Origin of the sequence: Thermomonas sp., assembly GCF_047606765.1 — a bacterium.
Lineage (GTDB): Bacteria > Pseudomonadota > Gammaproteobacteria > Xanthomonadales > Xanthomonadaceae > Thermomonas.
In genome coordinates this window covers 1-11,786 of sequence record NZ_JASGED010000051.1, presented here as the reverse complement: position 1 = coordinate 11,786, position 11,786 = coordinate 1, and the positions used below count along the sequence as shown (strand labels likewise).

Sequence of the window (11,786 nt, the reverse complement as noted above, 5' to 3'; positions counted from 1 at the left end):
GAGAGTCATCTTGACGGTGCCACGATCTCCATCCGCGCCGGCAACTTGGTGATCCGCACCTCGCCACCCACGATGCCCGCCGCACCGCTGCGCACACGGCCACTGGCCCAAGGCTCCGGCAGCGACAGCACCATCCCGCCCTTCGGCAAGCGCAGGCCGGCAGGCACGTCCAGCCGCAGCACGCCGTCCTGCGCCAGCAGCGCGTAGTCCAGCCTGCCCTGTGGCGTGCGCAGGCCTTCAATGGCGATGCCCTCGCCTTCCAGCCAATCGGCAGGGATGCCGGCGGCGATCACCAGCGCGTCGTCGGCTTCGCGTCCGTACGCGAACAGATCAAGCGCCGAGCGCACGTAATCCGATTCCACCCAGGCATGCGGCAGGTCGCCGACGAAGAACGGCGTGCGCGGCGTGCGCGAGACCACTTCCGCCCACTGGTTCCAGGCTGGCGGTTGCCGGTCCCGGAAGAAGAAGTCCAGCGCCTGGTGCGCGCGGTCGCGCCAGCCCAGCCGCACGAACGTGCCGATGGTGCGCAGTTCGTAGGGCGTGTAGTCCTTCCATTCGCGGCCACCGTCGCGGCGCTGCACGAACTCGCGCCAGTAGCGCTCGAACGTCTCATGCAGCAGTGCCTGCGGCAGACGGGCCTGCTCGCCGCCGGGTGCCAACGCGATGGTCGTGGATGTGGCATCGAAATCGCCCAGCTCGGCCGAGCCGGGGATGAAGCCGATGCCATGCTGCGCGGTCGCGGTTTCGATGGACGCAAACAGGTCGGCGCGGAACTGGTCGCGCGACGCGGCGAAGCGCATCGCCTCTTCGTCGTGGCCCAGCCAGTGGGCGATCTCCACCGCGTCCTTGTAGCCGCGCAGTGCCCAGAAATCGTCCCAGTAGGCATGCATGGGCTTGGCCGAATAGCCCTCGTGGCTGATCGAGGCCGGCATCAGGCCGTAGAAGGCGGGGTTCTTGGCCCGGTTCTGCGGCGTGCGTTCGCCCAGGCGCAGCTCGTCCATGTAGTTCACCGCGCCGACCACATGCGGCCACATCGCGTCCAGCAGCTTGCGGTCGCCGGTGTAGCGGTATTGCTCGGCGATGGCGTAAATCAATTCGCCGTGGCTGTCGTTCTCCGGCACCGGGTCGCTGCCACGGTCGTCCACGCAGCACGGCACCTTGCCGTTGGCGAACTGGTAGGGCGCGTACCAGCGCAGGAAATCTTCCGCCACGTCCTCGCGGCCCAGCCTCAGCAGGCCTTCGTTGATCATCGCGCCATCGCGGATCCATGCGCGCGCATACGAGCGCGTGCCCGGCTGCAGGCGCGGCCCGGTGCGGCTGATCAGCATGTGCGCCAGCGCGGTGCGCAGGGTGTCGACCACGCGCCGGCCCTGCGCCGGCACCGTGATGCGCACACGGTCCAGCCTGTCGTGCCATTGCGCGGCAACATCGTCCTGCAACTGCGCGACCGGTGCGGACGAGGCCAGCGCTGCATCGGTGCCGTCGAGCTGGCTGCGCCAGTCGAATTCGCGGCTCTCGCCGGGTTGCAGCCTCACTTTGAACAGCAATGCCGCCGATGCCAGCCCTTGCGCATCGCGCGCCGCATTGCCGATGCCTGCAACCGCGCCGAGGCCTGGCTTCGACCAATCCAGCCCGCGCAGGCGCTGCACGAGTTCGCCCTGGTCGAAACCCGAAGCGATACCGGCATCGCTCGGACGCGCCATCCTCACGACCCGGCCATCGGCCACGATGACGCCTTCGCGTGCGGCGATTTCATCGATACGGCTGTAGCCGCCCAGCACGCTCAGGAACTGCGTGGGCGGATTGACCTGCAGCGGACGCCCCGCCAGCACCAGCACGTAGTCGCGCGGCGCGGTTCCGGTATTGGTCAGGCGATAGCGGCCATGCAACTGCGAATGCGCGGGCGTGCCGCTGGCGAAGGCGGTGATGTCCAGCCTGAATGTGTCGTGCGTCCAGTGCGCGGACGGAATCGGCAGGTAACCGTCCTGCAGCGATTGCGTGGTTGCCACATCCGCCCAGCTCACCAGCTTTCCATCGGCAACCACGAACGGTTCGATGCTGAAGCCGCCCTTTGCCAGTTCGATCGCGCCGTCCTCGCCGAGCAGACCTTGTTCGATTCCTCCATCGATGCCGACGATGGTCCAGTACGGCTGTTCGCCACTGAAACCGCGCGGCCAGGTTCCGCGCGGCGCGCGCGCGGCCACCGCCTTGAGGAAATCGTTGGTGGTGGCGGAGAACGCCAACGGCTGCACCTCGATGTCCTGCAATGGCGTGCCGTGCTTAGCGAACGGCACGATGCGCAGGTAGCGCGCTTCTTCCTCCGGCAACGCGATGAAATCCTCGCCACCATCGCTGCCACGCACCTCGCGCACGCGCCGCCAGTCGCGGCCATCGTTCGAGAGTTCGACCGCGTAATCGCCAGCCGGACGAGCTGACGCCCAGTGCAGGATCGCGCCGCCGATCTCGCGCAGCTTGCCGAGGTCATGCACGTAGCCGCCCTTGCCCGCGCGCAGCGTGCCCGCCAGCGGGGAATCATCCGCCGGCGGCAGTTCGCGCAAGGCCAGCGCGTCGAAGCAGGCCTCGCCCTTGCCGCCTTCGCCGCTGGCCAGGGTGAACTCCAGCATCGCGCTGCGGGTCAGCCGCGTTTCCGGCGCTGGCCCCCAGGCCTTGGCGATGTGGCGCTTGCGCCATTGCAGGGGCGTCCATTGCGCAGGCAAGGCGAACATCGGCTTGCGCACCCACCAGACGTTGTCGCCGCTGGCGTCAACCAGCTTGAACTGGAAATCATTGCGCGGCCCCTGCCCGCGCAGGCGCAGGCTGAAAGCGTAATTGGCCGGATAGACCAGCGGCAGCTTCCTGCGGATGCCGGCATAGCCGGACACGCCGTGGAAGTCATAGGCCAGGCACAAGGCCTTGCCGGCTTCGGCATCGACCACGCGCAGTTGGCCGCTGACCTGATCCGAGGTGACGACCTCCCAGCCAGTGGCGGAATCGAAGCTGTCCAGCACGCGCGGCGATTGCGCCGATGCGTTCGTCGCGCATGCGGATGCAAGAAGCAGCGCGCAAACGAAGCGGCTCACCCCTTGACGCTCCCGGCCAGCAGGCCGTCCAGGTAATGCCGCTGCAGGGCCAGGAACAGCGCCAGCACCGGCAAGGTGGTGACGACAGAACCGGCCATCATCAGTTCGTTGTCCTGCACGTGTTCGCGGCTGAGCGCGGCCAGCGCCACCGGCAGGGTGTACAGCTCCTGGTCGGCCAGCACGATCAGCGGCCACATGAAGTCGTTCCAGCTGCCCAGGAACACGAACAGCGCCAGCGTGATCAGGATCGGCTTGAGCACCGGCAGGACGATCCGGCGCAGGATCGTGCCTTCGCCGGCACCGTCGATGCGCGCGGCTTCGATCAGTTCGTCCGGGATGCCCAGGCAGAACTGGCGCACCATGAAGATGCCGAAGATGCCGGCCAGCCACGGCACCAGCGCGCCGGCATAGCTGTTGACCAGGCCCATCGCCTTCAACTCCAGGAACAGCGGCAGCATGCCGATCTGGCCGGGGATCACCAGCGCGGCCACCAGCGCCTGGAAGATCGCGTCGCGGCCACGGAAGCGCAGCTTGGCGAAGGCGTAACCGGCCGGCACCACGAACAGCAGCGCCAGCAGCGTCGCCAGGGTGGACACCAGCAGGCTGTTGAAGGCATAGCGGCCAATGCCGTAGTCGGCGAACAGCGTGCGGTAATTGTCCAGGGTGGGATGCGCAGGCAGCAGCGGCGGCGGGAACTGCGCGGCCGCGCCCGGCTGCATCAGGCTGACCGACACCATCCACAGCAGCGGTGCCAGCACCAGCAGCGACACCAGCGCGGCGAACGCGGTGAAGGCGTATTCGCCGATGGCACGTTCACGCATCACATCGCACCTGCCCTGCGCGCCACGCGCAACTGCAACAGCGTCACCGCCAGGATGCACAGGAACAGGATGAAGGCCACCGCCGCGCCGGAGCCCAGGTTCCACCACTTGAAGCCTTCCTCGTACATGAAATACAGCACGGTGACGGTGGACTGCTCGGGCCCGCCCTGGGTCATCACGTAGGGCTCGGCGAACAGCTGGAACATGCCCGCCACGGTCAGGATGGATACCAGCAGCACGGTCGGCGCGATCGCCGGCAAGGTGACGTGGCGCAGCCGCGTCCACCAGCCGGCGCCATCGACGCGGGCCGCATCCAGCAGATCGCGCGAGACCGACTGCAGCGCAGCCAGGAAGATCACCATGTTGTAGCCAAAGGTCTTCCACGCCACGAACAGCAGGATCGCCGGCAGCGAGGTACGCGGGCTGCCCAGCCAGTCCACCGGCGCGATGCCGAGCTTGCCCAGCCCGTAGTTGATCAGCCCGTAGCGTGTGTGCAGCAGGTAGTTCCAGACCACTGCGGTGGCCACCAGCGTGGTCACGAACGGCGCGAACAGCGCCACCCGCCACACCGGCCGCCAGCGCAGCATGCGCGCGTTGACCATCAGCGCCGCGGCAAGCGAGGCGGTCACGATGCACGGCACGCCGAACGTCACGAACCACAGCGTGTTGCCCATCGCCTTCCAGAACAGCGGCTTGTGCAGCAGCGCGGTGTAATTGCCAAAACCCACCCAGCGCAGGTTGGCGCGGTCGGCCAGCGCGTAGATGTCGAAATCGGTGAAGCTCAGCACCAGCGAGGCCAGCGCCGGCAGCGCGAAGAACAACCCGATCGCCAGCAGCGCCGGCCCCGAGAACACCCAGCCCGCGGTGCGCTCCTTCATGGCGCGGCCTGCCTGCGCTGGTCCAGCATCCAGCGGCGCTTGGCCAGGATCAGGTCGGCGCGGCGGTCCAGTTCTGCCGCCGCCGCGTCCACGTCCAGCCGCCCGGCCACCAGTTGCTCGGAGACGATGCGCATCTCCTGCGCGATGCGCTCCCATTCCGGCACCTTGGGCGCCGGCACCGCGCGCTCCAGCTGTTCGCGGAACGCCTGCGCGTTCGCATCGCCGGACAATGCCGGGCCCGACCACGCCGAACGCCGTGGCGGCAGGTCGCCCACTCGCCGATGCAATTCCAGCTGCTGCGCGGGCTCGGACAGCCAGGCCACCAGCGTCCAGGCCGCGTCCTTGTGGCGCGAACTGCGGAACACCACGAAGCTGGTGCCGCCGATGATCGACGCGCCCGGCCCGTCCGGCCCCGGCAGCGGCATCGTGGCCCAGGCCCCGGACAAGTTCGCCGGCAGGCGCTTGCGGAACTCGGCGATGTTCCACGGCCCGCTGATGTAGTAGCTGTACATGCCGCGCCCGAACTCGTTCCAGACGTTGGAGATGCGGGTGTTGTCCACCCGTGGCGCCAGCCCGGCATCGAACAGCGACTTGTAGAAGGCCAGCGTGCGGCGGAAACCTGTGCTGCGGAAATTGCCGTAGCGGCCACCATCGCGCAGCAGCGGCTCGCCCTGCTGCACGGCCAGGTTGAGCAGCGGTTCGAACTCGTTGGTGGGCAGCAGGATGCCGTATTCGCTGCCACCGCCGGCCTTCACCGCGCGCATCGCCGCGCGCCATTGCGCCCAGTCGCGCGGCGGCGTGGCGATGCCGGCCTTCGCCAGCAGGTCGCGTCGATAGAACGGCAGGCGGGTCTCGATGTACCAGGGCACTGCGTACACCTGCCCGTCGATCAATCCACTGTCCCAGGCACCGGGGAAATAATCCTGCGCCGAAAGCCCCGGCGTGGCCGCGATGCGCGCGTCCAGCGGCTCCAGCGCGCCCAGCTGGTGAAACTCGGCGATCCAGCTATTGCCGATCGGCACCACGTCCGGCAGCGCATCGCCGGCGAATGCGGTCAGCAGTTTCTCGTGCGCCGCAGTCCACGGCAGCTGCTGCAGGCGCACCTCGATGCCGGGATGCCGTTGCGCGAACGCCGGCAGCATGCCCGCCAGCGCCTCGCTTTCCTGCCCCATCGCCCACAGCTGCACCACCTGCCTGCTGGTGGCGTCATCGCGCGCGCAGCCGGCCAGCCATGCCAGCGCCAGCACGCATGCGGCCACGCGCAGGCGCATCGTTCAGCCCGCCTTGTCCGGGCTGGACGCCTTCGCCTCGCCCTGCTTCGGCAGCGCATCCAGCCAGCCGCCACGGAAGCCGGCGCGCTGCAAACCCCGCTGGATGTATGGATTGCGGCGCATCACCTTCCACACGAAATCGCTGCGGTAGTTCTCGATCATCAGCACGATCGGCCCCTGGTCGATGCCGAGATAGTCGCCATCCACCCAGCCGCTGTCGGTGACCCGGCCATGCTTCAGCGGCGCATCGGCGAAGGTGAAGCTGGGATTGAAGGCATCCAGGAACCCGTATTCGCCGTAGATGTCCTTGCCGTATTTCTCGTGCATCGCCTCGATGGCCGGGATGGCGATTTCCGGCGCGAACGCGATCGAGCCTGCGGCTGCGGTGGGCGCGATGGTGCCGTCGTCCAGCGCGTATTCGATGCCGGCACCGCGCGGCGCGTAGGTGCGGAACAGGCGGGTGGTGCCGTCGAAGTCGAAGCTGGCATCGATCGGCCCGTCGCAGGCGGTCAGGCCCCACACGGTCTTGCCGTAGCCCCTCCAGCCGTTCGGGTTGTCCACCGCGTAGGCCTGCTGCGAATACGCGGCGCGGCGGCTGTTCTCGAAGTAGTCGATGCCCTTGCCGCGCGTGTAGGCGTCCTGGATGCCACGGAAATCGATCCACACATGCGAATACTGATGGCCGAACAGCGGCGGGAAGCTCAGGTGCTCCTGCTCGTGGAACTTGCCCCAGGTGCGGTCGTAGTGCGCACTCCAGGCCACGTACGCATCCTCGCCCACCGGATGGGTCGGCGAACCCAGCGCCAGCACATAGACCAACAACGCCTCGTTGTAGCCCTGCCAGTCGTACGGGAGCATGCCCTCCTCGGGCTTCCAGCCCATCGAGATCAGCGGCTTGCGCGCCTGCGCCCAGGTCCAGTCCACGCGCCGGTAGATCTTGTCGGCAAGGCGGCGGATGTCGGCTTCCTTGCGGTCGTCGCGGTCGTAATAGCTCTGCGCGAACAGGATGCCGCCCAGCAGCAGCGACGTGTCCACCGTCGAGACTTCGTTGGTGCCGCTGCGCAGGCCGTTGTCCAATTCCAGGAAATGGTAGAAGAAGCCCTTGTAGCCGGCCGCGCCCTGCTCGTTCTGGCCCTGCGGCGCGCGCGCGAAGAAGCGCAGCGTGGCCAGGGTGCGATCCACCGCCTGCTCGCGGCTGATCCAGCCACGCTCCACGCCCACGCCATACGCGGTCAGCCCGAAGCCGACCGCGGCGACGCTGGAGGCCGACGGCGTGGGCCAGCGATCGGGCACCAGGCCGTTGTCGGGATTGCCGACCTCCCAGAACCAGTCGAAGGTGCGCCGCTGCAGGTCGGCGACCAGCTCGGGCACTTCGCGCTGCTGCGTTGCAGCCTGCGGTGCCGGCATGGCCTCCGCAGGCGTGGCCTCGCGCTTGCAACCTCCGATGGCAAAGGCCAGCGCACACGCCGCGCCGAGCAGCGCGACGTGTGCTGGCAGCCTGATTGCCGCCGTCACCAACTCAAGCCCAGCGACAGCTTCAGCGTGCGGGTGGGCAACGCGATGGCATTGGGTGTGCCGAAGCTCGCACTGAGCGGTTCGTTGGCACCGCCCATCCAGTCGTTGTAGCCGCTGTAGTTGGCCCAGTTGAAGACATTCAGCACGTCCATCCGCAGGCGCAGCCTGACGCGGTCGCCGAAGGCGAACTCCTTGTTGGCAGCCAGGTCGAACTGCTTGAACTTCTCCTTCGGCACGTAATAGGTGAAGTGGCACAGGCTCCACGAGGTTTCGTTGCAGTCCTGCACATAGCGCGGGAGCGCGGTGGCATAGGTCAGCTTGGCCGACAGGGTGATGCCCCAGGGTGCCTCGTAGATGCCGGTGGTCACCAGCCTGTGCTTGGCAGCCTGGCCGGCGAACCAGCCATAGTCATCGATGGTCTGGGCGTTGAATGCGCCCGGCCAGCCGTTGATCGGGCTGTTCTGCTTCGAATCGGTGAAGGTATAGGCCAGGTTCACGCCCCAGCGCGATTCGTCGGTGTAGGGCTTTTCGATCCGCAACAGGAACGAATCCGCCTTCGTCTCCAGCACGTTCTGCGCCAGGATCATGTTGGTGAACGGCGCGAAGCCGGTGTTCCACGGCGGCGGATCGGTCGTGCCGGGCAGGAAGAAGCTGCCGTCGGCGCGGCGATTGCCAAGCAGGAAGGCGATGCCGTCATGGCTCTCGATGTGCGAGAGCGTGCTTTCGATCGTCCAGTCGTTACCGCCCATGTTGACGATGTTGCGCATGCCGATGCTGAGCTGGTCGGAATACGGCACGACGAGATTGTTGTTGTTGAGATAGACCTCGCGCGAGCCGCTGGCAACCGCCAGCGCGCGCAAGGTCTCCGGGTCGAGGTAGGCGGTATCCCATTCCAGGCAGTTGCTGCCTTCGCAGGGATGCAGTGCGGTATCGAAGTTGTAGGAGAAACTGCCCCAGCTGCCGACCGCAACCTCGTTCTGCAGGTAGTCGAACAGGTTGCGGTCGTACGACCTGCCGATGCCGCCGAAGATGACATTGCGCTGATCGGCATTGAGGTCGTAGGAGAAGCCCAGCCGCGGTGCCCAGTTGTTGTTGTCTGCCTTGCGGTTGCCGCCGGTGCTGATGTAGTCCTCGACGTTCACGCCCGAGTTCGGCAGGGTCGCGTTGGATGCACGCAGCGCGGCCACCACGTCCGCCGGCGTCACGAAATCCTCGTAGCTCGGCGTGCGCTCGTAATCCCAGCGGACGCCGAGGTTGAGGGTGAGCTTGTCGTTGACCTCCCAGTCGTCCTGGACATACAGGCCGAACTGCCTGTTCTTCGAGGTCACCGTGCCGTCGCCCAGCCCGGCCACCGGCGCACCGAACTCGACGTGGATCGGCACGGTCAGGCTCTCGTTGATGTCGTAGTAGAACTGCGGGTTGAACTTGTTCTGCTGCAGGGTGTCCACCGTGATGAGCTTGTACTTCATGCCCGCCTTCACGGTATGGCCGTCCCAGCCGTACCAGGTCAGGTCGTCCTGCAGCATCCAGCCCTTCTGTCCCTTGTTCTGGTAATTGTCGCCACCACCGCGTCGGGCGATGGTGTCCCACCAGTTGCCGTCGGCCAGCCAATAGCCATTGCTGAACTCGGTCGGCTCCGGGCTCCAGAACGACTTCTCGTAACCGATGCGCGCATCGTTCATCCAGTTGTCCTGCGTCCACTGCCAGCGCAGGTCAACGCGGGTTTCCTCGTTGATGTTGCTGGTGGACGCGCTGCTGAAGCGGGTACCGCCGATATCGGTGATCTCGCTCTCCTTGCGCACCTTCCCGGTCAATTCGAGGTAATGGTCAGTGCCGATGGACCAGTCGAGCTTGCCGAAGTACAGGTCTTCGTCGAACGGTTTGGTGAACACGCCCGAGCCGTATTCGTCCTGGAAGTCGGACGGCAACTCGCTGACCGTGAAGCCACGGCCCAGGTTGAAGGTCACCGGCGATTCGTAGGTCTTGGCCTCGTACGCCAGGAAAAAGTGGGCCACGTCACGCACGATCGGGCCACCGAAGCTGACCCCGTACTGCTGCTCTTCCGACTCGGCCTTGACCCCGGACTGCTCTTCGAAGCGGCTGGCGGATCGCCATGGCGTGCGGGTGCCGTCCCAGAACACGTCGCCCTTGAATTCGTTGGTGCCCGAGCGGGTGGCGGCGACGATCGCCGCGCCGCTGAGCTGGTCGAACTCGGCCTTGTAGTTCTGGGTGATGACCTTGTACTCGCCGATCGCCGATTGCGGGAACGGATTGCCACGGCTGCTGTCCTGGCCGGTCACGCCACCCGGCAGCACATAGTTCTTCTGGCCGACGCCGTCGATGAAGACATTGATCGCCGATGCGGACTGCGCGCCGGAACGCAGGCGGGTATTGCCGTTGTTGTCCTGCGAGAACGCCATCCCGGGCACGCTGTCGGCGAACGCAAGGAAGTTGCGCGTGCCCTGCGGCAGCGCCTCGATCTGCTTCGGGCTGACGTAGGTGGCGACCTCGGACGTGCGGGTCTCCGCCACCGCCTGGCCGATCACCTGCACGCCTTCGAGGTTGGTCACGTCGTCGGCAGGCGTCGCCGGAGCGGTGCCGAGATCCACGGTTGCGACCTGGCCGACCGCCAAGGTGATGGTGCGCGAACCCGTGCCGCCATCAACCCGGTAGGTGCCCGGCGGCAGGCCCGGGATCGCGTAGGCGCCGTTGGCACCCACGGCAGCCTTGCGGCTGAGTCCGGTCTCGACATTGGTGACGGTGATGGTGCCGCCTGCGGTGGCCTGTCCGCGCAGGGTCGCCGCGGTGGACTGTGCGAACGCGGGCGACGCGCCCAGTACCATGCAGCTGGCCAGTGCGCAGGCCAGCAGATTGTGACGCGGGTTGAAGCCTTGCTTCCTCATGACGTCCCCTCCAGGAATGTGTCGTGCTCTTGTTGTGGTTCGATCGGCGGGCTTGGGGGCCCGGTACTTCAGGAACTGTTCGGCGAGGCGCGCGCGCCGCAGGACGCGCGCACCACAAGGCGCGGTTCGCGCAGGGTGGCCACCGTCCCGCCCTGCAGCAGGGCGTGCATCGCATCGCTGCCCAGTGCGGCGATGTCCACCCGCATCGTGGTCAGTCCCGGCGGCACATGGCGCGCCAGCGGCACATCGTCGAACCCGGCCAGGGCGACGTCGCCCGGCACGCTGCGACCGGCGGCGTTGAACGCCAGCAGGCAGCCCAGCGCCATCATGTCGTTGGCGGCGAACACCGCATCGGGCAGGCCGCTGGCCAGCAGGTCGCGCGCGGCGCGTTCGCCGGAGGCCTCGCGAAAGTCGCCCGGCAACACCTGCGGCACCACGTCCGGCAGCAGCTCGCGCATCGCGTCGAGGTAGCCCAGCAGGCGCTTGCCGGCCTCGTGGTTGCCCTCCGGGCCGGCGATGAAGGCGATCCGGCGATGCCCCAGCCCCGCCAGATGGGCGACCATCGCGCGCGCGCCAGCCTGGTTGTCGATGCCAACCCGATGACGCCCGGCCACGCCCGGATGCGAACTGATCGTGACCGCGTCCGGCAGCACCGCCAGCGCATCGGCCAGGTGCCCGTCGGCATCCTCGTACGGCGACATCACCAGCAAGCCGTCAACCCGCCCGCGCATGCTGCGCAAGGCATCGCCCTGCTCGCGCGGGTCGCCGTGGTAACTGGACACCAGCAAATGCAGGCCGTGCTCACGCGCCACCTGGTCGATGCCGAAGATCAGCTCGGAGAAGAACTCGCCGTACAACTCCGGCAGCACCACGCCAATCGTGCGCGTCAACCGGCTGCTCAGGCTGCGCGCCGCGTGGTGCGGGGTGTAGCGCAGGCGCTCGGCCACATGCTTGACCCGGCGACGCACGGCTTCGGCCACGTTCTGCTGACCATTGAGCGCACGCGACACCGTGGCCACGGACACGTTGGCCTCCCGCGCCACATCCTTGATCGTCACCGTCATCCGATGCCCTGCCCGACTACGGTGGGCAGACTGTAAACGTTTCCAGCCGATCCGCAAGAAAACGCTTCCAGCCGGCTGCGGTCGGCGCATGATTATTTGTTAACTAATTGTTTTTGTTCGCAATTGACGTTGCGACGCGGCGGCGATCACGCTGCGTCGCAGCATGATTTCGCGACCACGGGCTTCATCCACCATCGGCCAGCGCGGCTTCATCCGGCGTCCGCGCCCGGATCGTGAGCGCGTGGATATCGGTC

General features: G+C 67.1%; 7 protein-coding genes. All 7 read right to left on the bottom strand.

Going from position 1 to position 11,786, the window contains the following annotated elements; genetic code table 11:
* Nucleotides 1–5 precede the first annotated feature (5 nt).
* The 7 genes from QM612_RS04865 to QM612_RS04835 all read right to left on the bottom strand — a co-directional run bounded on the left by QM612_RS04865 (nt 6) and on the right by QM612_RS04835 (nt 11,532).
* On the bottom strand, nt 6–3,080 hold the full coding sequence (locus tag QM612_RS04865; protein WP_415252771.1) for a discoidin domain-containing protein: 3,075 nt from the start codon (nt 3,078–3,080) through the stop codon (nt 6–8).
* Entirely contained in the window at nt 3,077–3,901 is an 825-nt protein-coding gene (locus QM612_RS04860; RefSeq protein ID WP_415252770.1) for a carbohydrate ABC transporter permease, read from the bottom strand. The genes QM612_RS04865 and QM612_RS04860 overlap by 4 nt, the downstream gene beginning before the upstream one ends.
* Nucleotides 3,901–4,779 (bottom strand): carbohydrate ABC transporter permease, encoded by an 879-nt coding sequence (locus tag QM612_RS04855; protein WP_415252769.1) that lies wholly within the window; start codon nt 4,777–4,779, stop codon nt 3,901–3,903. Before QM612_RS04855 ends, QM612_RS04860 begins: the two co-directional genes overlap by 1 nt.
* On the bottom strand, nt 4,776–6,050 hold the full coding sequence (locus QM612_RS04850; RefSeq protein WP_415252768.1) for a sugar ABC transporter substrate-binding protein: 1,275 nt from the start codon (nt 6,048–6,050) through the stop codon (nt 4,776–4,778). The genes QM612_RS04855 and QM612_RS04850 overlap by 4 nt, the downstream gene beginning before the upstream one ends.
* Nucleotides 6,051–6,053: 3 nt before the next feature.
* On the bottom strand, nt 6,054–7,565 hold the full coding sequence (locus tag QM612_RS04845; RefSeq protein WP_415252767.1) for a glucoamylase family protein: 1,512 nt from the start codon (nt 7,563–7,565) through the stop codon (nt 6,054–6,056).
* Nucleotides 7,562–10,468 (bottom strand): TonB-dependent receptor domain-containing protein, encoded by a 2,907-nt coding sequence (locus QM612_RS04840; RefSeq protein ID WP_415252766.1) that lies wholly within the window; start codon nt 10,466–10,468, stop codon nt 7,562–7,564. The genes QM612_RS04845 and QM612_RS04840 overlap by 4 nt, the downstream gene beginning before the upstream one ends.
* A gap of 68 nt (nt 10,469–10,536) precedes the next feature.
* Entirely contained in the window at nt 10,537–11,532 is a 996-nt protein-coding gene (locus tag QM612_RS04835; protein ID WP_415252765.1) for a LacI family DNA-binding transcriptional regulator, read from the bottom strand.
* Nucleotides 11,533–11,786: the final 254 nt, after the last annotated feature.

Bases quoted from the DNA above. Each gene is read 5' to 3' on its own strand.
- QM612_RS04840 (WP_415252766.1), bottom strand. From the start codon at position 10,468: ATGAGGAAGCAAGGCTTCAACCCGCGTCACAATCTGCTGGCCTGCGCA.
- QM612_RS04855 (WP_415252769.1), bottom strand. From the start codon at position 4,779: ATGAAGGAGCGCACCGCGGGCTGGGTGTTCTCGGGGCCGGCGCTGCTG.
- QM612_RS04850 (WP_415252768.1), bottom strand. From the start codon at position 6,050: ATGCGCCTGCGCGTGGCCGCATGCGTGCTGGCGCTGGCATGGCTGGCC.
- QM612_RS04835 (WP_415252765.1), bottom strand. From the start codon at position 11,532: ATGACGGTGACGATCAAGGATGTGGCGCGGGAGGCCAACGTGTCCGTG.
- QM612_RS04860 (WP_415252770.1), bottom strand. From the start codon at position 3,901: ATGCGTGAACGTGCCATCGGCGAATACGCCTTCACCGCGTTCGCCGCG.